Source organism: Acinetobacter nematophilus, assembly GCF_026344175.1.
Taxonomy (GTDB): Bacteria; Pseudomonadota; Gammaproteobacteria; order Pseudomonadales; family Moraxellaceae; genus Acinetobacter; species Acinetobacter nematophilus.
The window spans coordinates 254,877-280,813 of record NZ_JAPKMY010000003.1 but is presented as its reverse complement, the minus strand read 5'-3'; the positions used below and the strand labels follow the sequence as shown (position 1 = coordinate 280,813).

38 protein-coding genes and 2 pseudogenes are annotated in these 25,937 nt (G+C 41.2%); 8 read left to right on the top strand and 32 right to left on the bottom strand.

Annotated features, from left to right (window positions below):
• Window positions 1-209 precede the first annotated feature (209 nt).
• The gene (locus tag OSH00_RS08435) at window positions 210-608 is read right to left on the bottom strand and encodes a hypothetical protein (protein WP_266130039.1); all 399 of its coding nucleotides are present in this window, start codon (window positions 606-608) and stop codon (window positions 210-212) included.
• Window positions 601-858, bottom strand: a complete 258-nt coding sequence (locus OSH00_RS08430; protein ID WP_266130038.1) for an FAD assembly factor SdhE — start codon at window positions 856-858, stop codon at window positions 601-603. The genes OSH00_RS08435 and OSH00_RS08430 overlap by 8 nt, the downstream gene beginning before the upstream one ends.
• Before the next feature lie 182 nt (window positions 859-1,040).
• On the opposite strand from OSH00_RS08430, the gene OSH00_RS08425 reads away from it, so the two are divergent.
• Window positions 1,041-2,213, top strand: coding sequence for an acyl-CoA dehydrogenase family protein (locus OSH00_RS08425; RefSeq protein ID WP_266130037.1), 1,173 nt, complete (start codon window positions 1,041-1,043; stop codon window positions 2,211-2,213).
• Window positions 2,214-2,423: 210 nt separating this feature from the next.
• Here OSH00_RS08425 and OSH00_RS08420 read toward each other — a convergent pair.
• From OSH00_RS08420 to OSH00_RS08275, 30 genes and pseudogenes are all read right to left on the bottom strand, one after another.
• A pseudogene (locus OSH00_RS08420) lies at window positions 2,424-3,913 on the bottom strand (flavin-containing monooxygenase).
• Between the two features lie 201 nt (window positions 3,914-4,114).
• Window positions 4,115-4,480: a 50S ribosomal protein L17 gene (gene rplQ / locus OSH00_RS08415; protein WP_004281488.1), complete on the bottom strand. Its 366-nt coding sequence runs from the start codon at window positions 4,478-4,480 to the stop codon at window positions 4,115-4,117.
• Window positions 4,481-4,498: 18 nt separating this feature from the next.
• A complete protein-coding gene (locus tag OSH00_RS08410; RefSeq protein ID WP_004650465.1) occupies window positions 4,499-5,506 on the bottom strand; it encodes a DNA-directed RNA polymerase subunit alpha in 1,008 nt (335 codons plus the stop codon).
• 17 nt (window positions 5,507-5,523) lie between these two features.
• Complete coding sequence (gene rpsD, locus OSH00_RS08405; RefSeq protein WP_004825175.1) at window positions 5,524-6,147, bottom strand: 30S ribosomal protein S4; 624 nt, start codon at window positions 6,145-6,147, stop codon at window positions 5,524-5,526.
• Window positions 6,148-6,159: 12 nt separating this feature from the next.
• Window positions 6,160-6,546 (bottom strand): 30S ribosomal protein S11, encoded by a 387-nt coding sequence (gene rpsK, locus OSH00_RS08400; RefSeq protein WP_001040166.1) that lies wholly within the window; start codon window positions 6,544-6,546, stop codon window positions 6,160-6,162.
• A 19-nt stretch (window positions 6,547-6,565) separates the two neighbouring features.
• The gene (gene rpsM, locus OSH00_RS08395; protein WP_196075060.1) at window positions 6,566-6,922 is read right to left on the bottom strand and encodes a 30S ribosomal protein S13; all 357 of its coding nucleotides are present in this window, start codon (window positions 6,920-6,922) and stop codon (window positions 6,566-6,568) included.
• Window positions 6,923-7,029: 107 nt separating this feature from the next.
• Window positions 7,030-7,146, bottom strand: a complete 117-nt coding sequence (gene rpmJ, locus OSH00_RS08390; protein WP_000867907.1) for a 50S ribosomal protein L36 — start codon at window positions 7,144-7,146, stop codon at window positions 7,030-7,032.
• 21 nt (window positions 7,147-7,167) lie between these two features.
• Window positions 7,168-8,487: a preprotein translocase subunit SecY gene (gene secY, locus OSH00_RS08385; protein WP_196075073.1), complete on the bottom strand. Its 1,320-nt coding sequence runs from the start codon at window positions 8,485-8,487 to the stop codon at window positions 7,168-7,170.
• Between the two features lie 45 nt (window positions 8,488-8,532).
• Window positions 8,533-8,973, bottom strand: a complete 441-nt coding sequence (gene rplO, locus OSH00_RS08380; RefSeq protein ID WP_196075061.1) for a 50S ribosomal protein L15 — start codon at window positions 8,971-8,973, stop codon at window positions 8,533-8,535.
• 3 nt (window positions 8,974-8,976) lie between these two features.
• A complete protein-coding gene (gene rpmD / locus OSH00_RS08375; protein ID WP_004825182.1) occupies window positions 8,977-9,153 on the bottom strand; it encodes a 50S ribosomal protein L30 in 177 nt (58 codons plus the stop codon).
• Window positions 9,154-9,159: 6 nt separating this feature from the next.
• On the bottom strand, window positions 9,160-9,657 hold the full coding sequence (gene rpsE, locus OSH00_RS08370) for a 30S ribosomal protein S5 (RefSeq protein ID WP_004825184.1): 498 nt from the start codon (window positions 9,655-9,657) through the stop codon (window positions 9,160-9,162).
• A gap of 2 nt (window positions 9,658-9,659) precedes the next feature.
• On the bottom strand, window positions 9,660-10,010 hold the full coding sequence (gene rplR, locus OSH00_RS08365; protein ID WP_004725713.1) for a 50S ribosomal protein L18: 351 nt from the start codon (window positions 10,008-10,010) through the stop codon (window positions 9,660-9,662).
• Window positions 10,011-10,024: 14 nt separating this feature from the next.
• A complete protein-coding gene (gene rplF / locus OSH00_RS08360; protein WP_004725711.1) occupies window positions 10,025-10,558 on the bottom strand; it encodes a 50S ribosomal protein L6 in 534 nt (177 codons plus the stop codon).
• A 13-nt stretch (window positions 10,559-10,571) separates the two neighbouring features.
• The gene (gene rpsH / locus OSH00_RS08355; protein WP_004725709.1) at window positions 10,572-10,967 is read right to left on the bottom strand and encodes a 30S ribosomal protein S8; all 396 of its coding nucleotides are present in this window, start codon (window positions 10,965-10,967) and stop codon (window positions 10,572-10,574) included.
• 13 nt (window positions 10,968-10,980) lie between these two features.
• Window positions 10,981-11,286 carry a 30S ribosomal protein S14 gene (rpsN, locus tag OSH00_RS08350; RefSeq protein ID WP_004725707.1) on the bottom strand — a complete coding sequence of 102 codons (306 nt, stop codon included), beginning with the start codon at window positions 11,284-11,286 and terminating at the stop codon, window positions 10,981-10,983.
• A gap of 9 nt (window positions 11,287-11,295) precedes the next feature.
• Window positions 11,296-11,832, bottom strand: a complete 537-nt coding sequence (gene rplE, locus OSH00_RS08345; RefSeq protein WP_004725705.1) for a 50S ribosomal protein L5 — start codon at window positions 11,830-11,832, stop codon at window positions 11,296-11,298.
• 16 nt (window positions 11,833-11,848) lie between these two features.
• On the bottom strand, window positions 11,849-12,166 hold the full coding sequence (gene rplX / locus OSH00_RS08340) for a 50S ribosomal protein L24 (protein ID WP_196075062.1): 318 nt from the start codon (window positions 12,164-12,166) through the stop codon (window positions 11,849-11,851).
• Between the two features lie 11 nt (window positions 12,167-12,177).
• Window positions 12,178-12,546 carry a 50S ribosomal protein L14 gene (gene rplN, locus OSH00_RS08335; protein ID WP_004725701.1) on the bottom strand — a complete coding sequence of 123 codons (369 nt, stop codon included), beginning with the start codon at window positions 12,544-12,546 and terminating at the stop codon, window positions 12,178-12,180.
• Window positions 12,547-12,638: 92 nt separating this feature from the next.
• Window positions 12,639-12,896: a 30S ribosomal protein S17 gene (rpsQ, locus tag OSH00_RS08330; RefSeq protein WP_004725698.1), complete on the bottom strand. Its 258-nt coding sequence runs from the start codon at window positions 12,894-12,896 to the stop codon at window positions 12,639-12,641.
• Complete coding sequence (rpmC, locus tag OSH00_RS08325) at window positions 12,893-13,090, bottom strand: 50S ribosomal protein L29 (RefSeq protein WP_004825188.1); 198 nt, start codon at window positions 13,088-13,090, stop codon at window positions 12,893-12,895. Before rpmC ends, rpsQ begins: the two co-directional genes overlap by 4 nt.
• Entirely contained in the window at window positions 13,090-13,503 is a 414-nt protein-coding gene (gene rplP / locus OSH00_RS08320) for a 50S ribosomal protein L16 (protein WP_004825189.1), read from the bottom strand. Before rplP ends, rpmC begins: the two co-directional genes overlap by 1 nt.
• Window positions 13,443-14,259 (bottom strand): annotated as a pseudogene (gene rpsC / locus OSH00_RS08315) (30S ribosomal protein S3). Before rpsC ends, rplP begins: the two are co-directional and overlap by 61 nt.
• 1 nt (window position 14,260) lies before the next feature.
• On the bottom strand, window positions 14,261-14,590 hold the full coding sequence (gene rplV, locus OSH00_RS08310; RefSeq protein ID WP_001982638.1) for a 50S ribosomal protein L22: 330 nt from the start codon (window positions 14,588-14,590) through the stop codon (window positions 14,261-14,263).
• 11 nt (window positions 14,591-14,601) lie between these two features.
• On the bottom strand, window positions 14,602-14,877 hold the full coding sequence (gene rpsS, locus OSH00_RS08305; RefSeq protein WP_004281508.1) for a 30S ribosomal protein S19: 276 nt from the start codon (window positions 14,875-14,877) through the stop codon (window positions 14,602-14,604).
• Between the two features lie 19 nt (window positions 14,878-14,896).
• Window positions 14,897-15,721 (bottom strand): 50S ribosomal protein L2, encoded by an 825-nt coding sequence (gene rplB / locus OSH00_RS08300; RefSeq protein WP_196075063.1) that lies wholly within the window; start codon window positions 15,719-15,721, stop codon window positions 14,897-14,899.
• An 11-nt stretch (window positions 15,722-15,732) separates the two neighbouring features.
• Complete coding sequence (rplW, locus tag OSH00_RS08295) at window positions 15,733-16,053, bottom strand: 50S ribosomal protein L23 (RefSeq protein ID WP_004825192.1); 321 nt, start codon at window positions 16,051-16,053, stop codon at window positions 15,733-15,735.
• A complete protein-coding gene (rplD, locus tag OSH00_RS08290; RefSeq protein WP_004816870.1) occupies window positions 16,050-16,652 on the bottom strand; it encodes a 50S ribosomal protein L4 in 603 nt (200 codons plus the stop codon). The genes rplW and rplD overlap by 4 nt, the downstream gene beginning before the upstream one ends.
• An 11-nt stretch (window positions 16,653-16,663) precedes the next feature.
• Window positions 16,664-17,302 (bottom strand): 50S ribosomal protein L3, encoded by a 639-nt coding sequence (gene rplC / locus OSH00_RS08285; protein ID WP_004825193.1) that lies wholly within the window; start codon window positions 17,300-17,302, stop codon window positions 16,664-16,666.
• Between the two features lie 59 nt (window positions 17,303-17,361).
• Window positions 17,362-17,673 (bottom strand): 30S ribosomal protein S10, encoded by a 312-nt coding sequence (rpsJ, locus tag OSH00_RS08280; protein ID WP_004725677.1) that lies wholly within the window; start codon window positions 17,671-17,673, stop codon window positions 17,362-17,364.
• Window positions 17,674-17,948: 275 nt separating this feature from the next.
• Window positions 17,949-18,674, bottom strand: coding sequence for a type 1 glutamine amidotransferase (locus tag OSH00_RS08275; RefSeq protein ID WP_266130036.1), 726 nt, complete (start codon window positions 18,672-18,674; stop codon window positions 17,949-17,951).
• A 180-nt stretch (window positions 18,675-18,854) separates the two neighbouring features.
• Between OSH00_RS08275 and OSH00_RS08270 the strand changes: the two genes are divergently transcribed.
• The 7 genes from OSH00_RS08270 (at window position 18,855) to OSH00_RS08240 (ending at window position 25,906) form a co-directional block, all read left to right on the top strand.
• The gene (locus OSH00_RS08270) at window positions 18,855-20,039 is read left to right on the top strand and encodes a PLP-dependent transferase (RefSeq protein WP_266130035.1); all 1,185 of its coding nucleotides are present in this window, start codon (window positions 18,855-18,857) and stop codon (window positions 20,037-20,039) included.
• A 198-nt stretch (window positions 20,040-20,237) separates the two neighbouring features.
• Window positions 20,238-21,797 (top strand): helicase HerA-like domain-containing protein, encoded by a 1,560-nt coding sequence (locus OSH00_RS08265; protein WP_266130034.1) that lies wholly within the window; start codon window positions 20,238-20,240, stop codon window positions 21,795-21,797.
• A gap of 230 nt (window positions 21,798-22,027) precedes the next feature.
• A complete protein-coding gene (locus tag OSH00_RS08260) occupies window positions 22,028-22,789 on the top strand; it encodes a globin domain-containing protein (protein WP_266130033.1) in 762 nt (253 codons plus the stop codon).
• Between the two features lie 167 nt (window positions 22,790-22,956).
• Window positions 22,957-23,304: a hypothetical protein gene (locus OSH00_RS08255; protein ID WP_266130032.1), complete on the top strand. Its 348-nt coding sequence runs from the start codon at window positions 22,957-22,959 to the stop codon at window positions 23,302-23,304.
• 73 nt (window positions 23,305-23,377) lie between these two features.
• Window positions 23,378-23,818: an RrF2 family transcriptional regulator gene (locus tag OSH00_RS08250; protein ID WP_266130031.1), complete on the top strand. Its 441-nt coding sequence runs from the start codon at window positions 23,378-23,380 to the stop codon at window positions 23,816-23,818.
• Between the two features lie 145 nt (window positions 23,819-23,963).
• Complete coding sequence (gene yihA, locus OSH00_RS08245) at window positions 23,964-24,818, top strand: ribosome biogenesis GTP-binding protein YihA/YsxC (RefSeq protein ID WP_266130030.1); 855 nt, start codon at window positions 23,964-23,966, stop codon at window positions 24,816-24,818.
• Between the two features lie 140 nt (window positions 24,819-24,958).
• Window positions 24,959-25,906, top strand: a complete 948-nt coding sequence (locus OSH00_RS08240; protein WP_266130029.1) for a metal-dependent hydrolase — start codon at window positions 24,959-24,961, stop codon at window positions 25,904-25,906.
• Window positions 25,907-25,937 lie beyond the last annotated feature (31 nt).

Genomic DNA, 25,937 nt, shown 5'->3' with positions numbered 1-25,937 from the left:
ACCCATTTGGAAATTCCTCCTCGCTGTTGGTGTTTTTTAATTTACAGGTAGAATCATGTTTTTTCAGAGATAATTGTCAGACAATTGCAGGATTGCGCATTTTTTTATCCTTTTGGTCTAACAATGTGAACCAGATTGCCATTTTTTTTATTAAGAAATTGTTTTGTCGAGATTAAATTTAGTTTTAAAAGTTTATGTTTGTTAGACAATTATTGAAGTTTAGTGCGAGATTTTAAGGATTTCCATGCCAAAGTGCTCATTTGATCCTGCCAAATAATTAAATTCGAATGCTTTTTTCCATTGAAATACACCACAACATAAAAACCATGATCAATCATTTGTTTGATCTGAACATGCTGTACTTTGTGTAAATCCGTATACTGGATTACCCATTCAGCTAAGTCCAATTGCGCTAAACTTTTTACCTGCTGACGATTTCTCAAACATTTTAGACTAATCGATCCCAACAACAGTAACAACAGACTCAGCCAAATATTCAAAATTTTCAGCCACAGAATAAACATGAATGCTAAGCATAAAAGCTGAAAACCCAGTGCAATCCGACTGGGTTTTAACTCATATTGCTGATGCTGTGTTGATTCAGCCATGAATATAATGTTTTAACTTATTGATCAATGCTCTTAACTCTTGACGTGGAGGCTCCGAAACCTCCATAAACCAATCCAACAAGTCTGGATCTTCTTGATCGACCAATTCTTTAAATAAGGCTTTTTCCTGGGCATCCGCTTGTAAATAATATTGTTTTACATAAGGGTCAAAATAAACATCGATCTCTTTAAGACCACGACGCGCGCGATAAATCACTTTACGTTCTTCTAAACTCATCTCTTCTGACATTCTTTATCCCCCAATGATTCAGTTCTGGCTTAGTTTACCTTATTCACCACTAATTTCGCGCTAAATTCTTTGAAATGACCAAATTCATCATTTAAAAATAAGTTTTGAGCATTCATCTCATTGCGGCAATTCATCAATTCACCTAATTTTTACTCACTAAAACTCATATGGATATTATAAAAATGCAATCAGGTGCAATTCGACCTCTAAGCAATATGTTACCACGCCAATTATTTAATTCAGATCACGAAGCTTTTCGTGAAACTGTACGAAAATTCTATGAAAAAGAAGTTGTACCGAATATTGCTAAGTATGAGCAACAACAACATGTCGATCGCGACCTGTGGAACAAGGCTGGCGAACTGGGTCTGCTCTGTGCAACGATGCCTGAAGAATATGGCGGTTACGGTGTAGATCGCCTTTACAGTATGATTTTAATTGAAGAACAAGCCTATGCGATGGATTCTTCTACAGGCTTTTCTCTGCATTCAGATATTGTTGCAAACTATATCAATAATTTTGGCAACGAAGCACAAAAGAAACATTGGTTGCCTAAAATGGCGTCTGGTGAGACTGTGACTGCGATTGCAATGACTGAACCGGGTACAGGATCTGACTTACAAGGGGTTCGCACAACAGCAGTTCTGGACGGTGATGAATATGTCATCAATGGATCCAAAATCTTTATTACCAACGGCTATCTTTGCGATATGGCGATTGTGGTCTGTAAAACAGGCAATTCAGATAAAGGTTCGGCAAACTTGTCCTTAATTATCGTTGAAGCAGACCGTGCTGGATTTACCAAAGGTAAACCGCTCAATAAAATTGGAATGAAAGGTCAAGACACTTGTGAACTTTTCTTTGAAGATGTCCGAGTACCGAAAGAAAATCTTTTGGGTATGGAAGGTATGGGCTTCATCATGCTGATGAAAGAGTTGGCATGGGAACGTATGTTGGTGGCTATTATCTGTCAGGCAGGCGCAGAAGCAGCACTGGCACATACTGTTCAATATACCAAAGATCGTAAAGCCTTTGGTAAACCGATTGGTGCATTTCAAAATACACGTTTCAAACTTGCAGAAATGCGTACAGAAATTGATTTCTGCCGTGCTTACCTTGATCGTTGTATGGAATTACAACTTGAAGGAAGTTTGGGGGTTGATGCTGCCGCAGCTGCAAAATATAAAATTTCCGAACTCTTTTCAAATGTTGTTGATGAATGTCTACAATTGCATGGCGGCTATGGCTATATGATGGAATATCCAATTGCCCGGGCCTATATTGATAATCGTGCCAATCGAATTTATGCAGGAACCAATGAAATTATGAAAGAACTCATTTCACGTTCCTTATAATTTAAATGGTTTGATCAAGGGGCTTCGGCTCCTTTTTTATTTTCAATTCAATAGATTCATGTACTACACCATTAAAAACTATTCAGCATTCATTGTTCACTGACAAAAGATTCAATTACAGAAAACCCTGCTGGAAATACTTTTCTAACATGAAAAAAGGAGCGATGGCTCCTTTTTTGTTACTACGTTCAAACTTAAAAACAGATTCAATCAAGAAACCAGTTTAGGCTTTTTTTGACTTCCGCTTCACGTTTATGAAATTTTAAAACCCTATCATCAAACTTGGCATTTTTAAGTTCTTTACGATCTGCAAGATAGTTATTCGTCACTTTCCAAGGTGCATGTTTCCCCTGTTTTGGCATTACGTCAGCAGCACGAGCAATATAGCCTGAACTTAAGCTACCCATCACGGTATCTTCCATCAACTCTGTTGCATCACCTTGAGGAATAACTTCATCGTAGCCTTTGTTATCCATATAGTTAAGTAGTCGGCATATATATTCACCAGCAATATCTACTTTAAGTGTCCAGGAAGCGTTAATATAACCAATGATCATCGCCATATTCGGTACATCACTGACCATTACGCCCTGATAAAGCATGTGCTGTGAAGTATTCAATGGTTTGCCATCGAGTGTCGCTTTGATGCCGCCTAGAATCTGAATATCCAGACCTGTTGCAGATACAATAATGTCAGCATCTAAATGCTTACCTGATTTTAACTGAATACCCGTTTCAGTTATTTTCTCAATATGGTCTGTTTCCACACTGGCTTTACCGGAACGTAAAATTTTAAATAAATCCCCATCTGGAACCACACATAAACGCTGATCCCAAGGATTATAACTAGGGGTAAAATGTTTCATATCCACTTTACCTTTTAACTGCATTTCAATGGATTTGAGCAAGAACTTACGGAGTAATTTTGGCTGCTTTTGGGCAAGTGCATAAATTCCACGCTGCATGCCAATATTACGTGCACGGGTCAGTTTATAGGCAACATCTTCAGGTAATACTTTACGCATTTTATCATAGACAAAATCAATCGATGGAATAGAAGCAATATATGTTGGTGACCGTTGTAACATGGTTACATGACCCGCTCCGCCTTTTGACATTGCAGGAACAAGCGTGATCGCTGTTGCACCACTGCCAATAATCACCACTTTTTTGCCTGTGTAATCTAGGTTTTCTGGCCAGAACTGTGGATTCACAAACTCGCCTTTAAAATCATTTTTACCTGGATAATCGGGTTGATAACCTTGATCGTAATTGTAATAACCCGTACACCCTACAACAAAATTGGCAACCCAAGTTTGTAATTTTTGATTTTCATCTTCAATTTCAACAACCCATTTTTTGATTGAAGAATCATAGTTAGCAGTACGCACACGATGATTAAAATGAATTTTATCTTTTAACTTAAACTCGTCGACCACCTCAGCAACATAGCCTTTAATCGAAGCACCATCTGCTAAGACATTGGCTTTCTGCCAAGGCTTGAAATTAAAGCCAAATGTAGACATATCAGAGTCAGAACGAATGCCGGGATACTTAAATAAATCCCAAGTACCACCAAAACTAGCGCGACGTTCAATAATTTCAAATGAACGTTGTGGCGAGTTTTTAGAAAGATGTGCAGCAACACCGATACCAGAGATCCCTGCGCCTACGATAAGAATATCAACTTGCTTTTCCATGTTCTTTTTATAACCTTTTTAAGAGTACATTTTTATTAAAGCATAAATTTGACAATACGCAATGTCAAGTTTGAATTTTTCTGACAAAATTCATGTCAATTGAGGACAAATTTAAAAAATTGTCTAACAATACAGGCACAAAAAAAGGTCGGTGAAACACCGACCTTTTTCGAACAACCGATTGTTCTATGACGTAAGTAATTAGTTTACTTCACGATCCACAAGCTCTACATAAGCCATCGGCGCAGCATCACCTGCACGGAAACCAGCTTTAAGAACACGTAGATAACCGCCGTTACGTTCTTTGTAACGAGGGCCAAGAACGGTAAATAATTTACCAACTGTTGCTGCTGAACGAGTACGAGCAAACGCTAAACGACGGTTTGCTACAGTATCGTTTTTAGCTAAAGTGATTAAAGGCTCAGCTACACGACGTAACTCTTTTGCTTTAGGCACAGTCGTTTTAATTAACTCGTGCTCAAACAATGAATTCGCCATGTTTTGGAACATCGCTTTACGATGGCTGCTGGTACGGCCTAATTTCACACCACTATTACGATGACGCATGGTGATAGTCCTACTTAATTAACGGCTACGATAGGCGAAACGATCGTCCATACGGAGACTAGCTGGTGGCCAGTTCTCTAAACGCATGCCGAGCTGTAAGCCCTTAGAAGCCAGAACATCTTTGATCTCAGTAAGCGATTTTTTACCTAGGTTAGGAGTTTTAAGCAACTCAACCTCAGTACGCTGTACTAGATCACCAATGTAGTAAATATTTTCTGCTTTCAAACAGTTAGCAGAACGAACAGTAAGCTCTAGATCATCAACTGGACGAAGCAAGATTGGGTCAACTTCTTCACGTGGCTCTTGAGCAACTGGAGCTTGATCTTTCTGAAGATCAACAAAAATTGCAATTTGTTGTTGCAAGATTGTTGCCGCTTTGCGGATCGCTTCTTCAGGATCAACAGTTCCATTTGTTTCAAGATCAATGATGAGCTTATCAAGGTCAGTACGTTGTTCTACACGAGCATTTTCTACTGTGTAAGACACACGTTTGATTGGGCTATAAGAAGCATCTAACTGTAAACGACCTACAGGACGCGTTTCACCTTCAGGGAAACGTGAGTCAGAAGTTTCATAACCACGACCTTGAGAAACTTTCAAGCGCATTTTTAATGAGCCTGAAGCACTTAAAGTACCGATCAAATGTTCAGGGTTAACCACTTCAACATTATGCGGTAAGCGAAGATCTGCAGCAGTTACATCGCCAGGACCTTGCTTTTCCAATGTTAAATATGCTTCGTTTTGATCGAACAGCTTAATAGACAATCCTTTTAGGTTCAGCAAGAGCTCGACGATGTCCTGCTGCAAGCCTTCTAAAGTACTGTACTCGTGCTCGACACCCTCTATTTCAACTTCTACCACAGCAGCGCCAGGTAAAGAAGACAATAGGATGCGACGTAAAGCATTACCAAGAGTATGACCGAAGCCACGCTCTAATGGTTCAAGAATCACTTTTGCCGAGGTCCCGCTTGCCGCTTCGACCTTGATCGCTTGCGGAGTTAGAAACTCGTTTGCAGTACGCGTCATTATTGCTACCTCAAGGATTATTTAGAATACAATTCTACAATCAAGCTTTCGTTGATTTCAGCAGGTAAATCAGAACGATCAGGTGCAGCTTTAAATGTACCTTCAAGTTTTGAATGATCTACGTCAATCCAAGCAGCTGTGCCACGTTGAGCAGCCAATTCAATTGCGTTTTTAATACGTAATTGTTGTTTAGCGCTTTCGTGAACTGCAATCACGTCACCCGCTTTAACTTGGATAGACGCGATGTTAACGCGACGACCATTTAAAGTGATTGAACGGTGAGATACCAGCTGACGAGCTTCTGCACGTGTAGAACCAAAACCCATGCGATAAACAACGTTATCGAGGCGGCTTTCAAGCAATTTCAACAAGTTTTCACCAGTTGCGCCTTTAACACGAGCAGCTTCTTTGTAGTAATTACTAAATTGACGCTCTAAAACACCGTACATACGACGTACTTTTTGTTTTTCACGTAATTGTAGTGAATACTCAGATTGTTTAGCACGGCTTTGGCCATGTTGACCAGGAGCTTTAGCAGATTTTTTTGTTTTGACGTCAAAAGGTTTAACGCCAGATTTTAATTGCAGGTCTGTCCCTTCGCGGCGAGAGAGTTTGCATTTTGGACCAATATAACGAGCCATGAATGTTTCTCCTTACACGCGACGTTTTTTAGGTGGACGGCAACCGTTGTGCGGAATCGGAGTCACATCGGTAATGCTGTTAATTTTATAACCCACTGCACCTAATGCACGAACCGCAGATTCACGACCTGGACCAGGACCTTTAACAAGGACGTCCAAGTTTTTCAAACCGTAATCTAAAGCAGCTTTACCAGCAACTTCAGCAGCTACCTGAGCAGCAAACGGAGTTGATTTACGTGATCCACGGAAGCCTTGTCCACCTGAAGTAGCCCAAGCCAATGCATTACCTTGACGATCAGTAATCGTAACAATGGTGTTATTAAAAGAAGCGTGAATGTGTGCAACACCTTCAGAGACGGTACGAGTGACCTTCTTGCGTGTGCGAGTATCTTTAGCCATCTTTTAGCTTCCAGAAATCTTATTTCTTAATAGGTTTGCGCGGACCTTTACGGGTACGTGCGTTAGTTTTGGTGCGTTGTCCACGAACAGGCAAGCCGCGACGATGACGAAGACCGCGATAGCAGCCTAAATCCATTAAACGTTTAATGTTCATGGAAATTTCGCGACGTAAGTCACCTTCGGTAGGAACCTTAGCAACTTCAGCACGAATCGCATCAAGCTGAGCGTCATCTAATTCACGGATTTTAGTCGTAGTTGCAATACCAGCAGCAGCTAAGATGCTCTTAGCAGTGTGGCGACCAATACCAAAAATATACGTGAGAGAGATAACAGCATGCTTGTTATCCGGAATGTTTACACCGGCAATACGAGCCATTCAAATTTCTCCAAAAAGGCAGTAGAGATAATCAACCGCCCCACAAAAATCTTGAGGGGCGGATAATAACCTAATTAGCCTACTGAAATCAACAGGTCTTAATTAAATTAACCTTGACGCTGCTTATGACGAGGTTCTGCGCTGCAAATTACGCGAATAACCCCATTACGACGGATAACTTTACAGCTACCACAAATTTTCTTTACAGAAGCTTGTACTTTCATGATGAAACCTTCTAAGTGCGCTTATCCCTTAGGATGAGCAGTCGTTTTTCTCATTAACGATTGATTGTCATACTGATGCGAAGTCAGATGGGCTTGAAGCTGAGCCATAAAGTCCATCACAACAACAACCACGATTAGCAATGAGGTACCACCCAAATGGAATGGAATACCGAAAGAGCTTTGTAAAATCATCGGCATTAAGCAGATGACCGTGATGTAGATTGCACCAATAAACGTCAAACGATTAAGAATATGATCTAAGTAACGAGCAGTTTGCTCACCTGGGCGAATACCAGGTACGTAAGCTCCACTGCGTTTCAAGTTCTCTGATACTTCTTTCGGGCTAAATACAAGCGCCGTGTAGAAATAACAGAAAAAGATAATTAACGCACCGAAGAGCACTAAATACAACGGTTGTCCAGGCGATAATACCAATGCCAAATCTTGTAGGCTACGTTTTACAATTCCTGCATTTGGATCAGCACTGCCTAACCATTGTCCTAAACTTGCAGGGAACAACAATAACGAACTTGCGAAAATTGCTGGAATTACCCCTGCCATGTTGATTTTCAATGGCAAATGCGTTTGCTGTGCAGTAAATACACGACGACCTTGCTGTTTTTGTGCATAGTTTACAGGTATGCGACGTTGAGCTTTCTCAATAAACACGATTGCGGCTAACACAGCAACTGATAGCAATCCAAATACCGCCAAACCAATAAGACTGGATTGACCATTATCTACCGAAGTAAATGCTTGAATCACTAAGTTGGGTAAACCAGCAACAATACCTGCAAAGATAATCATTGAGATACCGTTACCAACACCACGCTCAGTAATCTGCTCACCTAACCACATTAGGAACATAGTACCTGCAACTAACGATGTTAGCGCTGGAACGTAAAAAGCCAGCCCTGACGTCAAAGTAATTCCCTGACTGATCAGACCAGCACACATCCCGATACCTTGAACCAATGCAAGTATTAAAGTGCCGTAACGCGTATATTGATTAATCTTACGCTTACCTTGCTCGCCTTCTTTCTTCAATGCTTCTAACGAAGGAACCACTGTTGACATTAACTGCACAATAATAGATGCAGAAATGTATGGCATGATTCCCAACGCAAGAATGGACATTCGTTCTAATGCTCCACCCGAGAACATATTAAACAAACCTAAGAAAGTACCTTCATTAGCTTTGAAAAAACGTTCTAGAGCAACATTATCAATACCTGGCAGCGGAATATGCGCTCCTAGTCGAAAGACCACCAATGCGCCAATCAAGAACATTAATCGGCGAATAATTTCACGGTATTTCACATGAAATGGTTGACCTTTCATCATGTTAACATGACCTGTAGAACTAGGAGACATAGTCACTCGCGATTACTCCTCGACTTTACCGCCAGCAGCTTCAACAGCAGCTTTAGCGCCTTTAGTCAATGCAACACCTTGAACAGTGAATGCACGAGTGATTTCACCAGAAAGAACGACACGAGCACGCAACATATCTTTACGTACTACATTCGCAGCTTTCAAAGTTTCAAGTGAAACGATATCACCTTCAACTTTAGCAAGTTCAGACAAACGTACTTCAGCAGTTTTCAAAGCCAATTGGCTTGTGAAACCGAATTTAGGTAAACGACGATATAACGCAGTTTGACCACCTTCAAAGCCTGGACGAACGCCACCACTTTTACGTGATTTTTGACCTTTGACACCACGGCCACCAGTCTTACCAACGCCAGAACCGATACCACGGCCTAAACGACGGTTTTCACGTTTTGCACCTTCAGCAGGTGCAAGCTCATTTAAACGCAGAGTCATGGCTTATTCCTCTACACTAACCATATAGTAGACTTTGTTGATCATACCACGGTTAGAAGGAGTATCTACCACTTCTACTGTATGACCAATACGACGCAGACCTAAACCTTGTAGGCAAAGTTTGTGATTTTTCAAACGATGCGAAGAAGACTTAGTCTGGGTAACTTTAATCGTTTTCATGATTGATTACCCTAAAATTTGTTCTACTGAAAGACCACGTTTCGCAGCAACTTTCTCAGGAGAAGTCATATCACGCAAACCGTTAAAAGTCGCGTTTACAACGTTAGCTGCGTTAGTAGAACCATAGCACTTCGTCAATACGTTACGTACACCAGCAGCTTCTAAAACCGCACGCATAGAACCACCAGCGATTACGCCAGTACCTTCTGATGCAGGTTGCATGTAAACACGGCTAGCGCCATGACGAGCATTAATAGGATGTTGTACAGTACCATCAACAAGATCAACTGTGATCATGTTGCGGCGTGCAGCTTCAAGTGCTTTAGAAATAGCAGCTGGAACTTCACGCGCTTTACCGCGACCAAAACCTACACGACCATTACCATCACCCACAACAGTTAATGCTGTGAAAGAGAAGATACGACCGCCCTTAACAACTTTGGCTACACGATCAACGGCAACCAGCTTTTCAACAAGACCTTCGTTTTGTTCAACTTTAGCCATGATTAGAACTCCAAGCCGTTTTCACGAGCAGCATCAGCCAAGGCTTTGATACGACCATGATATTTAAAACCAGAACGGTCAAATGCAACTTTAGTTACACCAGCAGCTTTTGCACGTTCTGCGATTAAAGCACCTACTTTAGTAGCTGAATCTACATTACCAGTAGTTCCGCTACGTAAAGATGCATCCAAAGTAGAAGCTTGCGCTAATACTTTGCCACCATCTGCAGAAATAACTTGAGCATAGATGTGACGCGGCGTGCGGTTTACACACAAGCGAGTCGCACCCAATGCACGAATGTGCAAGCGTGTGCTTTTCGCACGACGCAAACGGGATTGTTTCTTTTCGTTCATAAGAACCTCGCGCCTTATTTCTTCTTAGCTTCTTTACGAAGAACAACTTCGTCAGAATAACGAACACCTTTACCTTTATAAGGCTCTGGCGGACGGTAACCACGGATTTCTGCAGCAACTTGACCTAACAATTGTTTGTTAGCTGATTTCAAAATGATTTCAGTAGCAGTCGGAGTTTCAGCAGTTACACCTTCTGGAAGAGCGTAATCGATTGGATGAGAATAACCAAGGTTAAGGTTAACAACAGTACCTTTAACCGCAGCTTTATAACCAACACCGATCAGTTGTAACTTACGTTCGAAGCCTTCGTTAACACCTTTTACAAGGTTATTAAGAACAGCGCGAGCAGTACCAGCTTGCATCCAAGAATCACGAGATTCTTTAACTGGAGCAATATGAAGTTGACCTTCTTCCTGTTTAAGCTCGACCAGCGCATGCAGGTTGAAAGACAACGTACCTTTGCTGCCTTTCACTTCGACCTGCCGGCCGTTCTGAGTAACTGCTACACCGTTAGGTACAGTTACTGGGGCTTTAGCCACACGAGACATGAGGAATCACCTATTAAGAAACAAAAGCAATAACTTCACCACCAACGCCTGCAGCACGTGCAGCGCGATCAGTCATGATGCCTTTGCTTGTAGAAACAATTGCAATACCTAAACCTTGCTTAACGCTCGGAAGTGCATCTTTACCGCGATACTGACGTAGACCTGGACGGCTTACACGTTTCACAGTTTCGATAACTGGTTTGCCTTCAAAATATTTTAAAGTAATTGTCAAAGTAGCTTTGCCTTCAAGATCAGCAACTTCTACATTTGAAATGTAACCTTCTTGTTGAAGTACGTTTGCAATTGCAACTTTCAACTTAGAATTAGGCATAGAAACAGTTTGTTTCTTTGCCATTTGTGCGTTACGAACACGTGTTAGCATGTCGGCAACGGTATCTTGCATACTCATTTATAGTCGCTCCTTACCAGCTTGCCTTAACAACGCCCGGTACATCACCTTGCATTACTGTGTCACGTAATTTGTTACGGCTTAAGCCGAACTTACGGAAGTAACCATGAGGACGACCAGTTAAACCACAACGGTTACGCAGACGTACTGGAGACGCATTACGTGGTAATGCTTGTAACTTCATCATCGCTTCGAAACGCTCTTCATCAGAAGCATTTACGTTTGCAATCGTAGCTTTTAATTCAGCACGTTTAGCAGCGTATTTAGCAACTGTAGTTTCGCGTTTCAATTCGCGATTAATCATACTTTTCTTAGCCATATCGACCTCTTATTTGAACGGGAAGCCGAATGCACGGATTAGCGCACGGCCTTCGTCATCAGTACGAGCAGTCGTAGTGATAGTAATATCCATACCACGAATACGATCGATCTTATCAAAATCGATTTCAGGGAACATAATTTGTTCCTTGAGACCCATTGAATAATTACCACGACCATCGAATGATTTCGCAGAAAAACCGCGGAAGTCACGAATACGAGGGATCGCAATAGAGATCAAACGGTCTAAGAATTCGTACATTTGTTCGCCGCGTAAAGTTACTTTACAACCAATCGGCCAACCATCACGGATTTTAAAACCAGCGATTGATTTGCGCGCTAATGTAAGCACTGGTTTTTGACCAGCAATAGCTTGCATATCCGCCAAAGCGCCATCTAACAATTTCTTGTCAGCTGAAGCCGCACCAACACCCATGTTGATGGTGATTTTAGTGATGCGAGGAATCTCCATCACATTACCCAAACCAAGTTCTTCTTTCAACTTAGCTCGGATTTCGTCGTTATAACGTGTTTTAAGTCTGGCCATAGCCTATTTCAACCTATTACTTCGCTACCGCCACTGATTCACCATTTGATTTGTAAACGCGAGTTTTCACGCCTTCAATCACTTGGTAACCAACACGGTCAGCCTTTTGGGTTGCAGCATTAAAAATTGCCACGTTTGAAATATGAAGCGAAGCTTCTTGTGTAACGATAGCGCCTTCAGCACCTGTTGCACGGTTCGGCTTTTGATGCTTCTTAACTAAATTAAGGCCTTCAACCTTAACTTGGTCATTTGAAACAGACAAAACAGTACCCTGTTTGCCTTTTTCTTTACCTGCGATCACGATTACTTGATCGCCTTTTCTAATCTTAGCCATGATTGCCTCTATTATAGAACTTCAGGAGCCAATGAAATGATTTTCATGAACTGTTCAGTACGAAGTTCACGAGTCACTGGTCCGAAAATACGAGTGGCAATCGGAGCCTTGTTGTTGTTCAAGATAACTGCAGCATTATCATCGAAACGGATCACAGAACCGTCTGGACGACGAATACCGAATTTAGTACGAACCACAACTGCATTCATCACGTCACCTTTTTTAACACGGCCACGTGGAATTGCTTCTTTTACAGTAACTTTAATAATGTCGCCAACAGAAGCATAACGACGATGTGAACCACCAAGTACTTTAATACATTGTACGCGGCGAGCACCACTGTTGTCTGCTACGTCTAGCATACTTTCGGTCTGAATCATTGCCCTACTCCAAAACCGAGCATCACCGGTCGCAATTTCGAAAGGCTCAAAGAGTACTCGAAATTGACCGATGATGCAACAAGAACGTCTAATTACTCAGCAGCTGCTTCAATAACTTCCACTAAAGTCCAAGCTTTAGTTTTTGAAATTGGGCGGCTTTCTTTAATGGTCACAACATCACCAGTTTTAGCTGTGTTGTTCTCATCATGAGCGTGTAATTTTGTTGAACGGCGGATTGATTTGCCGTACAACGGGTGTTGAACGCGGCGTTCGATAAGTACAACAATAGACTTGTCCATTTTGTCACTTACGACTTTGCCTGTTAACGTGCGAACTGTTTGCTCACTCATTGTGCGTTCCCCTGTTTTTCGGTAAGGAGGGTCTTGATACGAGCAATAGTCTTACGAGTTAACGCAACTTCATGCGATTTACCCAATTGACCTGTTGCTTTCGCCATACGAAGACGGAATTGGTTCAACTGTTGCTCATCAAGCAAAGCTGTCAACTCTTCTACCGACTTTTCACGTAGATCTTTAGTTTTCATTACATCACCGTCTTAGTAACGATAGTGGTTTTAAATGGAAGCTTAGCAGCCGCAAGCGTGAACGCTTCGCGTGCCAATTCTTCACTAACACCATCCATTTCGTACAAGATCTTACCTGGTTTGATTTGGCAAACCCAGTATTCCACAGAACCTTTACCTTTACCCATACGAACTTCTAATGGTTTTTCAGTAATTGGTTTGTCTGGGAAAACACGGATAAAGATCTTACCACCACGTTTAACACGACGGCTAATTGTACGACGCGCAGCTTCAATTTGACGCGCAGTCATTTGACCACGTTCAATAGATTTAAGTGCGATTGTACCGAAAGATACTGTGCTACCACGATGCGCTAGACCAGTGTTACGGCCTTTTTGCACCTTACGGAATTTAGTACGTTTAGGTTGCAACATGGATTATTCTCCTTTTTCAGCAGAACGATCATTGCGACGACCACGACGCTCTTGACCTTCACCACGACCGCGACCGCGTTTAGCTGGACGTTCTTCAGCAGGAGCAGGGTTCATGACTTGTTTCATGCCACCTAAGATCTCACCACGGAAAATCCAAACTTTAACACCAATCGTACCGTAAGTAGTTTCAGCACGCATAGTTGCATAGTCGATATCGGCACGAAGTGTATGCAAAGGTACACGACCTTCACGATACCATTCAGTACGTGCAATCTCTGCACCGCCTAAACGACCAGAAACTTCAACTTTGATACCTTTAGCACCAGCACGCATCGTGTTTTGAACCGCACGCTTCATAGCACGACGGAACATTACACGTTTCTCTAATTGAGAAGCGATTGCTTCAGCAACTAAACGAGCGTCTAAATCTGGGCGATCGATTTCGTTGATGCTTACTTGCGCTGGAACACCCATAATAGTGGTGAGTTCACGCTGTAATTTTTCAATGTCTTCGCCTTTTTTACCGATCACGATACCTGGACGAGCAGTGCTAATAGTTACTTTAGCAGCGCCTGTAGGACGTTCGATAAGAATATTGCTGATCATCGCGCTTTTAAGTTTTTTAGTTAAAAACTCACGAACTTGAAGATCTTTAAGCAAATATTCAGCGTATTGTTTCGGACTCGCATACCAGTTGGCGTTATGACGTTTTACAACACCAAGGCGGATACCGATTGGATGAACCTTCTGACCCATATCAAACCCCTACCTTAACGGTAATGTGACAAGTACGCTTAGTAATACGATCTGCACGGCCTTTAGCACGTGGCATAATACGTTTAAGGCTCATGCCTTCATCAACGTAAATCGTAGATACTTTAAGATCGTCAACATCTAAACTGTTATTGTGTTCAGCGTTTGCAATCGCAGATTCCAAAGCTTTTTTAACTAAAACTGCAGCTTTTTTGTTGCTGAAGTTCAAGATATTCAAAGCATGCGCAACAGATTTGCCGCGAATTAGATCTGCAACCAAACGTGCTTTTTGTGCCGAGATAGCGGCACCGCGTAATTTAGCAGTTACTTCCATCATAGCACCTATTAACGTTTAGACTTCTTGTCAACACCGTGACCACGATAGGTACGAGTTGGCGCGAATTCACCTAATTTATGACCAACCATATGTTCAGATACGATCACTGGAACATGGTTACGGCCATTGTGTACAGAAATTGTTAAACCAACAAAATCCGGGAGGATCATCGAACGACGCGACCAAGTTTTGATCGGCTTACGGTTATTAGCCGCGATTGCCGCTTCAACCTTAGCGAACAAGTGCGCATCGACGAATGGGCCTTTTTTCAGAGAACGAGGCATTGTCAGATTCCTTTACTTGTTACTTAACGCGACGGTCGCGAATGATCATCTTAGTCGTACGCTTATTGGTACGAGTCTTGTACCCTTTAGCTTTTTGACCCCATGGGCTTACAGGTTGAATACCTTTGTTACGCCCTTCACCACCACCATGTGGATGGTCTACTGGGTTCATCGCCATACCACGAACGGTAGGACGAACGCCACGCCAGCGTGCAGCACCTGCTTTACCAAGTGAACGAAGGTTGCTTTCTGAGTTAGATACTTCACCTAACACAGCACGACATTCAACGTGTACTTTACGCATTTCGCCTGAACGAAGACGAATGATTGCGTAAGAACCGTCACGACCCAACAACTGAGCAGAAGTACCAGCAGAACGCACTAATTGTGCACCTTTACCGATTTTAAGCTCGATGTTATGTAGTGTAGAACCGATAGGCATGTTACGAAGTGGCAAGCAGTTACCTGGACGAATTGGAGCATCGTTACCAGACTGAACTTTATCACCAGCACGTAAACCTTTAGCAGCGATAATATAACGACGCTCACCGTCAGCATACTTCAATAAAGCAATATGAGATGTACGGTTAGGATCGTATTCAATACGCTCAACTACAGCAGGAATGCCATCTTTGTTACGTTTGAAGTCAACGATACGGTAGTGTTGTTTATGTCCACCACCAACGTGACGAGTAGTAATGTGACCGTTGTTATTACGACCACCAGTACGTTTTTTAGCTTCAACCAACGGTGCATAAGGCGCGCCTTTGTGAAGGTGATTATGAACCACTTTCTCTACAAAGCGACGTCCTGGAGACGTTGGCTTACATTTTTGAATCGGCATAATTTTCGTCCTTATTCCGCTGCGCTTTCAGCGGTATCGCCCAAGTCAGCCATTTCAACATCTTGGCCAGCTTTCAGGGTGACGTATGCTTTTTTAACATCAGAACGACGTCCTAATGTACGACCAAAGCGCTTAGTCTTACCTTTAGTGATAGTCGTGTTAACTTTAACAACTTCCACACCAAATAATTGTTCTACTGCTTTTTTGATTTCAAGTTTGTTTGCATCAAGTGCAACTTTAAATACTTGAACACCAGCAGTTTCACCTAAAACTTGTGCTTTTTCTGAGAATACAGGTCCTTTTAGGACTTGATAGATACGTTCGTTGTTCATCCGAGTTCTACCTCAATTTTCTTAGCAGCAGCAACAGACATAACAACTTTATCGAACGCAATCAAACCAACAGGATCGATCCCAGCAGCATCTACCACATCAACGTGTGGAAGGTTACGTGCAGCTAAGTATAGATTTTCATCTACAGCTTCAGTAACGATTAATGCGCGAGTAGCGTTCAAGCCGTTTAGTTTTGCAAGCAATTCTTTAGTTTTTGGAGCTTCAACTGCAAACTCTTCAACCAATACAAGACGATCTTGGCGAACAAGTTCAGCTAAGATACATTGCATTGCACCGCGGTACATTTTACGGTTAACTTTTTGAGACCAATCTTGTGGACGAGCAGCAAAAGTTTTACCACCACCAACCCAGATTGGGCTACGAATAGAACCAGCACGAGCGCGGCCAGTACCTTTTTGACGGAATGGTTTTTTACCACCGCCAGAAACGTCTGCACGTGACTTCTGAGCTTTAGAACCTTGACGACCACCAGCTAAATAAGCTGTAACAACTTGGTGTACAAGAGCTTCATTAAATTCACGTCCGAAAGCAACTTCAGACAATTCAACAGCAGAGCCGGAAACAGTTTTTAAATTCACGTTATTTCCCCTCAGGCCTTGATCGTAGGACGAACGATAACGTCGCCACCAGTAGCACCAGGAATCGCACCTTTAACAACAAGAACTGAACGTTCTGCGTCAATAGATACAATCTCAAGACCTTGTACAGTTACGCGATCATCACCTAAGTGACCAGGCATTTTTTTACCTTTGAACACGCGACCAGGAGTCTGGTTTTGACCTGTAGAACCAATTACACGGTGAGATACAGAGTTACCATGTGTAGCATCTTGCGTACGGAAGTTCCAACGCTTAACACCACCTTGGAAACCTTTACCTTTTGATTGACCAGTAACGTCAACAACTTGACCTACTGTGAACAAATCAACACCGATAGTTCCACCAACTTCACGACCTTCAAGATCAGCTTCTGCAACGCGGAATTCTTTAACCAAACGACCAGCAGCAACACCCGCTTTCGCAAAGTGACCTTTCTGAGCATTCGTTACGCGAGATTCGCGACGTTCACCAGTAGTGATTTGAATCGCTTGATAACCATCAGTTTCAAGCGTTTTGATTTGAGTGATACGGTTAGGATCAACCTCAATCACTGTTACAGGCACAGAAACACCAGCATCTGTAAAGATACGTGTCATACCGCACTTGCGACCGACTAAACCAATAGCCATGTGCATAAACCTCTAAAAAAGCGGCCTAATTAACTTAGAGCGTTAATTAACCGAAAGCCTTAACCCAATGCGATCTGAACATCAACACCAGCTGCAAGATCCAACTTCATCAATGCATCTACAGTTTTGTCTGTAGGTTGAACGATGTCGATCAAACGTTTATATGTGCGGATTTCATATTGGTCACGCGCATCTTTGTTTACGTGTGGTGATGTCAAAACGTTAAAACGCTCGATGCGAGTAGGCATCGGAATTGGACCACAAACCTGTGCGCCAGTACGTTTTGCTGTTTCTACGATCTCTTGAGAAGATTGATCAATTAAACGATGATCAAAAGACTTAAGACGGATACGAATTCTCTGGTTAGACATACCAGTTAACTCCAAGCCAAATATATAAAGAATCACCCTTGACGCATCTCACCCCACTAAAATAAGGCAAGTGTCAAAGGCAGTGAAAATCACTAAGGTCGTGATCGATGCCACGACTGTAACGATCTGAATGACTTTCTTCGCCATTCACCCCTTCATATCGAAGGGTCGCTCATTATAACGATTGTTTAACGCTTAAGCAAATAAATTTGGATTTTTTTCGCATTATTGCGATATTGGCAAAGAAATGAAATGTTTAAGATTTAAACAAAGGTTTAAACTCTTAAAACATAGTCAATTGCATGATTGAGTAACTGGTTTCCGATGACATAATCTGAACTTGGAGTTTTTTTCAAATTGGAGAGTGACTGATGATGTATATCGCTAAATACCATTCCTTCTTCTTCATGCTCAATAAATATGTTTAAGCTATGCGGTGTAATTTCTGGGTGAAACTGAAAGCCCAAGACATTTTTACCAATTTGATAGAGTTGATTCGGGCATGCTTGATTTTCTGCCAAACGAATCGCACCTTTTGGAATGTCAAATGTTTCGCTATGCCATTGCAAAACACTGATCTGCTCAGGAAGTTGAAAGTATTCTTCAGGGACATGATCACTTTTATTGACATAAGTCCAACCCAGCTCTTGCACCGTATTTCGGCGTACGTTTGCACCCAGTGCATTCGCAATCAATTGCCCTCCTAAACACAATCCTATTGCTGGTTTTTCAGACGCCAGATAGCGCCTAATCCAACGTTTTTCCACTTTTAACCAAGGGAAATTTGCTTCATCATTTACACTCATTTCCCCGCCCATAATAATCAGCAAATCCACCTCATTGACATGAGGCAATGCATCTATATCCAATGCTGAATCTGTGGGTAAAGCAAAAAACTCTGTTGCAGTAATTTCTGCACCCATTGCCTTTAAATATTCATGGCAACTGCCAAAGCCTTCACCTGCAATATGTTGAAAATAATGCACTTTAAGTTTTTTCATATTATCACCTATTCTTGTTGTATCGACTACGCTACAAATCAAAAAACACAGTTCAACAAATGCAAAAATGAAGCCAATATCAATTTTATTTATTATTTTTCACAAATTATTGCTTTTCGTCACCGAGTGATTATGTTTTCCTTATTTTAGTCCTATTATTGATAAATCTTGAGTATTCTTGTGAAGCTAAATCCACAAACCGCTTTAATTCATTCCCCGCGACAAGCCCCACAATATATTCATACTGTTCAGCCTCCCCTATTTCGTGCATCTACAATTATATTCGAAAATACCGATGCACTATTTAATCGCCATTGGACAGATGATTACGACTATAGCTATGGAACACATGGCACCCCCACAACATTTACGCTGGGCGATAACATTGCAAAAATAGAAGGTGGACAATACTGCTTACTGACACCCAGCGGATTATCCGCAATTAACCTTGTTAATTCATGTTTGTTGAGTCATGGCGACGAAGTTTGGGTTGCCGACAATATCTATGGTCCAAACATGGAGCATTTACGTAATCTTGAACAACGTTATGGGATTATTGTCAAAGTCTATGACCCCATCTGTGCTGACTCATTCCAACCAACGCAACAAGCGAAATTAATTTGGCTTGAAGCTGCCGGTTCAGTCACACTTGAATTTCCTGATTTGATCAATTTAGTAAAAAAAGCCAAAGCCAACAATATTTTGACAGCTCTAGACAATACTTGGGGCGCAGGACTTGCCTTTAATGCTTTTGATTTTAGCCAAGAACATTTAGCCATTGATATCAGCATACATGCTCTGACCAAGTACCCAAGTGGTGGAGGTGATATTTTAATGGGTTCTGTGGTCACACAAGACCGGGCTTTGCATCATCAGTTGTTCCGTATGCATGCAATACAGGGAATATCAATATCAGCTGATGACGCCGCACAAATACAACGTAGTCTCGCCTCTATGCGTGTACGCTATGAGCATCAATCAAGAACCACCTTAAAGATATTAAACTGGTTAAAAGATCAAAATGCTTTTGCCCAGGTTTTACATCCAGCAGACCCAGACAATATCAGCCATACCTATTGGAAAGAAAGCTGTGAAACTCAGCAAAGTGCCGGGTTGGTTAGTGTTATCTTTAAGCCTGAGTTTGATCTGACAGCTGTACGCAAGTTCTGCGATCATCTTCAGTTGTTTAAGCTTGGATTTAGTTGGGGGGGACCGATAAGCCTTGTAATGTTGTATCAGCTTGATCAGATGCGTCAGCTTGAGCATCCACATTTGCAAGCAGGCATCTTGGTACGTTTCTGTATTGGTCTAGAAGACGCAGAAGATTTAATCCTTGATATTCAAACTGCACTTGAAACAATTTAAGTCAAATCTATATCTTTTATCTCTTTATTATTCATCTCGCTTAACTTCACGTATCGCTTTTGATACGTGAAAAATTTTTTATCATTGAACACAGATTTACAACATCATCAATTTATGCAATTTTGTATAACGATAAGCATATAAATACCGAGTCAAATGAATAAGATTCGAACTTAGATCAAAGCTATAGGAATAACAATGGGCACACCAATCGTCATTGCAAAAAAGACCTCAGATTCCACTCAAGACATTGTTCTACACTCACAATTTGCCAATCGCCACGGACTCATTGCAGGCGCAACAGGGACAGGTAAAACCTTCACTTTAAAAGTGCTTGCTGAAAGTTTTTCCAGAATTGGGGTTCCAGTATTTCTTGCTGATGCCAAAGGTGATGTATCCAGTATTGCCAAAGCAGGCTCAAGTAATCCTAAATTCGATGAGCGTATTAAGAGCTTAGGTATAGACAGCATTCCTTTTGCAGCTTCACCCACCATTTTTTGGGATTTATTTGGTGAACAAGGGCACCCCATCCGCACCACCATTTCAGAAATTGGCCCCTTACTGTTGGCACAAATGCTAAATTTAAACGATACCCAAGAAGGTGTGCTTTCAGCCGTATTCCGTGTTGCAGACGATCAGGGTTTGTTATTGATTGATTTTAAGGATTTAAAAGCCATGCTGACTTATGTCAGCGAAAATGCGGCAGATTTAAAGGCAGAATATGGCAATCTCTCTCCTGCCAGCTTAGGCGCAATCCAACGTAATTTATTGGCTTTAGGGGACCAAGGCGGACAGCGTTTTTTTGGCGAACCAAGCTTGGACATTATGGATTTTATTCAAACTGATTCAAACGGGCATGGCTACATCAATCTATTGGCTGCGGATAAACTGATGAATACGCCAAAACTTTATGCAACCTTTTTGCTGTGGATGCTTTCAGAATTATTTGAAAAGTTGCCTGAAGTTGGCGATTTAGACAAACCTAAATTGGTGTTCTTTTTCGATGAAGCCCATTTACTGTTTAATAATGCCAGCCCAACATTGCAGGAGAAAATCCAACAAGTGGTCCGTCTCATTCGCTCTAAAGGTGTAGGTATTTATTTCATTACCCAAAGTCCACTGGATATCCCTGAAAATGTGTTAGGTCAATTGGGAAATCGTGTACAACATGCATTACGTGCATTCACCCCTAAAGATCAAAAAGCTGTAAAAACAGCCGCAGATACGTTCCGCGCCAACCCTGAATTCAAAGTTGATCAAGCCATTACAGAATTAGCCGTCGGCGAAGCATTAATTAGTTTCTTAGATGAACAAGGTACCCCTCAAATTGTGGAACGTGGCATGGTCATGCCCCCCTACTCTTCTTTTAGCCCAATCACGCCTGAGGAGCGCAAAGCACTGATGACTCAAAGTATTGTGGCGGGTGTTTATGATAATGAGGTGGATCGTGACAGTGCCTATGAAATGCTGCAACGTAAAGTAACGGACAGCACACAACAACAAATTGCCTTTGAAGCAGCCGCACAACAAGCCAAACAACTGGAAGAACTCGCCAAACAACAGCAGGTGTTAGATAAGCAACAAGCCAAAGAGCAAGAACGTTTACAAAAAGAGGAAGCCAAAGCTGCCGCTGCCCGTGCCAAGCTCACTCAGGATGTCATTGGAACTTTTGCCAAGAGTGCAGCCAGAACGCTTGGTGGTCCAACAGGACAAAAATTGGTACGTGGTTTATTAGGTTCATTATTTGGTGGGCGCTAAAATTTAAAAAAGTGAACTAGGGAGCACTACTGCTCCCTTTTATTTTAAATCAGGCCAATGATAAAACCTCGAAAAAAATAAAAATAAATCTAATATTTTTATAATCTTAGTCAAGAATAACACCATAAACCTTAATTTTTATAGGTCTTTTTTATTAATCACTCTTGCAAATTATTTTTAAAACATATATTTTAAATACATCTTATAAAGCCAGATAAAAGGTCTAGCCAATGACTCCACAACATATTGAACTTGTAAAATCTACAGTCCCAGTACTTCGTGAAAATGGTGTGGCACTCACCAGCTATTTTTATAAAAGAATGTTGGGAAATAATCCTGAGTTGAATAATATTTTTAACTTAGATAGCCAAAATTCTGGACGCCAGCCACGTGCGCTCGCAGCAGCTGTTTTGGCTTATGCTGAACATATTGAAAATCCTGCTGTGTTAGCAAAAGCAGTTCAGCATATTGCAACCAAGCATGTAAGCTTAGATATTCAACCTAATCAGTATTCAATCGTAGGAGAAAATCTACTGCATTCTATTAGTGAAGTTTTAGATGTTCCTATGGATTCTGAATTGATTGCTGCATGGAAAGTTGCTTATCTACAATTGGCAGATATTTTAATTGGTGTGGAAAAGCAAAAATATGAAAACCTCGTTGCTCAAAATGGCGGATGGGCAGGTTGGAGAGCTTTTAAAATTATCGCGATTGATACATCTGAAGACACAAAAACATTTACCGTACAGGCAATAGATCAACAGGCTGTTGCGCAGATCAATGGCGGTGAATTCATTTCAGTGAAAGTCAAAGTACCACAGAAAGATATTGAGCAACCACATCAGTACGCTGTACTTCATGCCTCTGAAAATACTTATCAATTCGCGGTTAAACCTGAACAAAATCACACTGAATATTCGGTATCCAATATATTACTGAATCACTATCAGGTAGGTGATCAAGTTAAGTTGACTGCACCACAAGCAAAATAATACCCCATATGATATTCCCCCCTGTAATGTATGGCGCCTGATTTATCCATACATTACGATACTTTGAATACTCAAAACTTCTGCTCTCCGGTTCATCTTTTTGCACTTTAACTTTTTAATCAATATTTATACACTGACACTTATATTGATGAACCAGAGTTCAGATCATGCAACGCATCTTATTGATTTTCAGTCTAAGTATTAGTTTGTTGTGTTTTTCAGTGACCAGTCATGCAACTGAAGTAAAGTCTTCTACGCAATGCAAAAATCAAGCAGTTCAACAAGCCGCCAAGCTTTTAGAATTCCATTTCGGTCCAGATGATCGTATTGAAATTCAACCAGAGGTCAAAGCACTCCCCTCAATCATCAATCCACGCAATAAAAAGCAAAGATTCGATGTATTGGAAGTCTGGGGTTATATTTATAAAGGTCAATATCGCATGCGCTTTGAGTATTTTAGCCAAAGCGACTGCATACTCATGGGACAAGAGATTCTCGAATATGCCAGTTTGTAGACGACATATCTTTCATTGTCTATTCACGTTAAGATAAGCATGCAATCTGTTCATGTCTAATTAATTTAAATTTATGCAACTTAACAAATTTACCGACTATGCCTTACGTATTTTGATGTACATCTCTCCTCCCAAGGATACACCTTATACGATTGCCGAAATTGCACAGGACTTGAATGTTTCACAGAATCATTTGGTTAAAATTGTGCATTTTATGGGAAAACAAGACTGGTTAATTACCACACGTGGTAAAGGTGGAGGTTTACGCTTAAACCCTGCAATCCTTGAATTTCGCTTAGGGCATATCGTGCGCATCCTGCAAGGAGATGCACAAATTGTGGAGTGCAATACTCCGCCATGCGTTCTTCGTCCTCGCTGTGGTTTAAAAGGTATTTTAGATCAGGCCGTTGAACAGTTTTATCAAAGTTTAGACCAATACACAGTTGCCGATGTTTTAAATGCTCCACCGCAAACAATCCTAGTTAACTCTATAATTCCAAATGTGAATGTTTAAGCACTTGAATCGGTATTAAGCTGTTTTTAAAGTCTGCATTTAAACAAGCGCCTCAATCCTGTTTGAATTATCTCTGTCAAAATTCGCTTGAATCTCTGACTTCCTTTATAATGTCCCTTGTTTATCCATTTATTGAAGTTGAAGTATGCATCGCAGCAGTGGAAAGTCTAAAAATAGTAAGGCATCACATGCCCCTAAACAGAAAATCAGTTATGAAAAAAAGGCTGACCCTGCGATTTCAGAATACTCAACCTCATCTTTAAACTGGTTACGCAAAGCTGAATTCTTGATGAGTGCGCCAAAACTGAATCTTTGTGTAGAAGATACAGGCTATGAAATTGCCTTTGCAGGTCGCTCAAATGCAGGTAAATCCAGCGCCATCAATGCACTGACCAATCAAAAACAACTGGCACGTGCATCCAAGAAGCCTGGTCGCACCCAAATGATTAACTTCTTTAGCTTGGGAAATCCAGACCAACGTTTAGTCGACTTACCCGGTTATGGCTATGCCGCGGTTCCAGAAGCAATGAAAATCGTTTGGCAAAAAGAACTTGAAAATTATTTGATTCATCGAAAAAGCTTACAGGGTCTAGTTTTGTTGATGGACATTCGCCACCCTTTACAACATTTTGATGTCATGATGTTGGAATGGGCATATTCTCGTCACCTGTTTGTTCATGTTCTACTCACCAAAGCGGATAAGCTCAATCGTGGTCCTGCCAATAAGGCATTATTGGAAGTGCAGCAGCAACTCAAAAAGATGAAGCTTAATTTTTCGATTCAACTGTTTTCATCTCTGAATAAACAGGGTTTGGAAGAACTCGCTTCTGTAATGGCAGGTCGTCTAAATTACACGTTGGATAAAACTTTGGGCTTTGATCTTGACGCAATTCCAGAACTCAGTGTTGACGATATCGAAGATGAGTTCATTGATCAAGATACTGAATCAAATCTCAATGTAGAAAATATTGATGTAAATAAAAATGAAAAACCAGAGTAATAATTAAAAGCAGTCTTGTCTGACAAAATTCATCACATATTGATACTTCAATGTCCTAAATTGCTAATAACTATTTAGGACATTTTTTTATACTTGAATAATAAAGTGTGAAATCACCAAAGAAAAATTAGGACACTGTGATGAAGTTACTCGCTAAATTAAAAAACAGTCGGATTGGATCGTCTATTCAGTACCACATCAAACCACGTAAAGTGAAGTTTGAATGGCAAGATACCCCAGTCGACTGGATTCCAAATCAGCCTTTTGTCAGCTACTTTATCAACGAGATCAACAATATTCTTCCTGCAGGTGAATTTTGGTTCTGCCGTTTATACAACCGTGTTTTACCCAAAGTCACAGATGAAAAGCTCGCTGAAGACGTTCGTGCTTTTATCCGTCAAGAAGCCATGCATGCACAGGCACATGTGTCAGCAAATAAAGAATACCTAACCGTTCGCCATATTGATATTCAAAGAAATCTTGAAATTATGGATTTCTTATTTGGGAAGCTACTTGCAGATCAACCCCTCGGTTTCAAAGTCCCTAAAGTTCTTGACCATCAATGGGATCTGTTCCGATTAGGCATTGTAGCAACTGTCGAACACATGACTTGTGTGTTGGGGAAATATGCGCTTTATAACAAAAAGTGGGCTGAATTAGGTGCAGATCCAAACATGCTGGATTTGGTCAAATGGCATGGCGCGGAAGAGATCGAACATCGTACAGTTGCGTTTGATTTATATCGCCATTTAGGCGGTGGTTATATTTCACGTTATTATCAAAGTGTGATTGTGATTGCTGCAGTATTAGGTTTATGGGTGGATGGTGCTGCACATATCATGGGACAAGACCCACGTTTTGCAGACAAAAAACCAGCATTCTATAAACCTTGGATTTGGCGTGAATGGGCAAGTATTGCACAATCTGACAATCGCTTAATGCCACATCCACTTTGGTTGGTTTCACAACAGTTGGGCTATTTAATGCCGTGGTATGACCCTGTACATGAAGCAAAAACTGAAGATGCAATTGCGTATTTAGATCAATCGCCTGCTGCCAAACGCGCTTTACCCAGAGTTGCAGCATAAGGATTATTCAAGCCTAAATAATCCTGAAACA

What these genes read in the sequence shown, in the direction of transcription:
- OSH00_RS08265 (WP_266130034.1), top strand. Translation starts at nt 20,238, where the DNA reads ATGGGCACACCAATCGTCATTGCAAAAAAGACCTCAGATTCCACTCAA.
- rplP (WP_004825189.1), bottom strand. Translation starts at nt 13,503, where the DNA reads ATGTTGCAACCTAAACGTACTAAATTCCGTAAGGTGCAAAAAGGCCGT.
- OSH00_RS08275 (WP_266130036.1), bottom strand. Translation starts at nt 18,674, where the DNA reads ATGAAAAAACTTAAAGTGCATTATTTTCAACATATTGCAGGTGAAGGC.
- secY (WP_196075073.1), bottom strand. Translation starts at nt 8,487, where the DNA reads ATGAAAGGTCAACCATTTCATGTGAAATACCGTGAAATTATTCGCCGA.
- OSH00_RS08410 (WP_004650465.1), bottom strand. Translation starts at nt 5,506, where the DNA reads ATGACGCGTACTGCAAACGAGTTTCTAACTCCGCAAGCGATCAAGGTC.
- rpsD (WP_004825175.1), bottom strand. Translation starts at nt 6,147, where the DNA reads ATGGCTCGTTATATTGGTCCAAAATGCAAACTCTCTCGCCGCGAAGGG.
- rplR (WP_004725713.1), bottom strand. Translation starts at nt 10,010, where the DNA reads ATGAACGAAAAGAAACAATCCCGTTTGCGTCGTGCGAAAAGCACACGC.
- rpmD (WP_004825182.1), bottom strand. Translation starts at nt 9,153, where the DNA reads ATGAAAACGATTAAAGTTACCCAGACTAAGTCTTCTTCGCATCGTTTG.
- OSH00_RS08425 (WP_266130037.1), top strand. Translation starts at nt 1,041, where the DNA reads ATGCAATCAGGTGCAATTCGACCTCTAAGCAATATGTTACCACGCCAA.
- rpsE (WP_004825184.1), bottom strand. Translation starts at nt 9,657, where the DNA reads ATGGCTAAAGTTGAACAAAACGAAGGTCTTGTTGAAAAGCTGGTTGCC.
- OSH00_RS08240 (WP_266130029.1), top strand. Translation starts at nt 24,959, where the DNA reads ATGAAGTTACTCGCTAAATTAAAAAACAGTCGGATTGGATCGTCTATT.
- rplO (WP_196075061.1), bottom strand. Translation starts at nt 8,973, where the DNA reads ATGACTCTGCGTTTAAATGAGCTTGCACCTGCTGAAGGTGCAAAACGT.
- rpsQ (WP_004725698.1), bottom strand. Translation starts at nt 12,896, where the DNA reads ATGAGTGAGCAAACAGTTCGCACGTTAACAGGCAAAGTCGTAAGTGAC.
- rplW (WP_004825192.1), bottom strand. Translation starts at nt 16,053, where the DNA reads ATGAACAACGAACGTATCTATCAAGTCCTAAAAGGACCTGTATTCTCA.
- OSH00_RS08255 (WP_266130032.1), top strand. Translation starts at nt 22,957, where the DNA reads ATGCAACGCATCTTATTGATTTTCAGTCTAAGTATTAGTTTGTTGTGT.
- rpsS (WP_004281508.1), bottom strand. Translation starts at nt 14,877, where the DNA reads ATGCCTCGTTCTCTGAAAAAAGGCCCATTCGTCGATGCGCACTTGTTC.
- rplN (WP_004725701.1), bottom strand. Translation starts at nt 12,546, where the DNA reads ATGATTCAGACCGAAAGTATGCTAGACGTAGCAGACAACAGTGGTGCT.
- rplE (WP_004725705.1), bottom strand. Translation starts at nt 11,832, where the DNA reads ATGGCCAGACTTAAAACACGTTATAACGACGAAATCCGAGCTAAGTTG.
- rpmC (WP_004825188.1), bottom strand. Translation starts at nt 13,090, where the DNA reads ATGAAAACTAAAGATCTACGTGAAAAGTCGGTAGAAGAGTTGACAGCT.
- rpmJ (WP_000867907.1), bottom strand. Translation starts at nt 7,146, where the DNA reads ATGAAAGTACAAGCTTCTGTAAAGAAAATTTGTGGTAGCTGTAAAGTT.
- rpsH (WP_004725709.1), bottom strand. Translation starts at nt 10,967, where the DNA reads ATGAGTATGCAAGATACCGTTGCCGACATGCTAACACGTGTTCGTAAC.
- rplF (WP_004725711.1), bottom strand. Translation starts at nt 10,558, where the DNA reads ATGTCTCGTGTGGCTAAAGCCCCAGTAACTGTACCTAACGGTGTAGCA.
- rplC (WP_004825193.1), bottom strand. Translation starts at nt 17,302, where the DNA reads ATGGCTATTGGTTTAGTCGGTCGCAAGTGCGGTATGACACGTATCTTT.
- rpsK (WP_001040166.1), bottom strand. Translation starts at nt 6,546, where the DNA reads ATGGCTAAAGATACTCGCACACGCAAGAAGGTCACTCGTACCGTCTCT.
- rpsN (WP_004725707.1), bottom strand. Translation starts at nt 11,286, where the DNA reads ATGGCTAAGAAAAGTATGATTAATCGCGAATTGAAACGCGAAACTACA.
- rpsJ (WP_004725677.1), bottom strand. Translation starts at nt 17,673, where the DNA reads ATGTCTAACCAGAGAATTCGTATCCGTCTTAAGTCTTTTGATCATCGT.
- rplX (WP_196075062.1), bottom strand. Translation starts at nt 12,166, where the DNA reads ATGGCTAAGATTAGAAAAGGCGATCAAGTAATCGTGATCGCAGGTAAA.
- OSH00_RS08430 (WP_266130038.1), bottom strand. Translation starts at nt 858, where the DNA reads ATGTCAGAAGAGATGAGTTTAGAAGAACGTAAAGTGATTTATCGCGCG.
- rplV (WP_001982638.1), bottom strand. Translation starts at nt 14,590, where the DNA reads ATGGAAGTAACTGCTAAATTACGCGGTGCCGCTATCTCGGCACAAAAA.
- rplQ (WP_004281488.1), bottom strand. Translation starts at nt 4,480, where the DNA reads ATGCGTCATCGTAATAGTGGTGTGAAATTAGGCCGTACCAGCAGCCAT.
- yihA (WP_266130030.1), top strand. Translation starts at nt 23,964, where the DNA reads ATGCATCGCAGCAGTGGAAAGTCTAAAAATAGTAAGGCATCACATGCC.
- rplB (WP_196075063.1), bottom strand. Translation starts at nt 15,721, where the DNA reads ATGCCGATTCAAAAATGTAAGCCAACGTCTCCAGGACGTCGCTTTGTA.
- OSH00_RS08260 (WP_266130033.1), top strand. Translation starts at nt 22,028, where the DNA reads ATGACTCCACAACATATTGAACTTGTAAAATCTACAGTCCCAGTACTT.
- rpsM (WP_196075060.1), bottom strand. Translation starts at nt 6,922, where the DNA reads ATGGCTCGTATTGCCGGTGTAAACATTCCGGATAACAAGCATGCTGTT.
- OSH00_RS08435 (WP_266130039.1), bottom strand. Translation starts at nt 608, where the DNA reads ATGGCTGAATCAACACAGCATCAGCAATATGAGTTAAAACCCAGTCGG.
- OSH00_RS08250 (WP_266130031.1), top strand. Translation starts at nt 23,378, where the DNA reads ATGCAACTTAACAAATTTACCGACTATGCCTTACGTATTTTGATGTAC.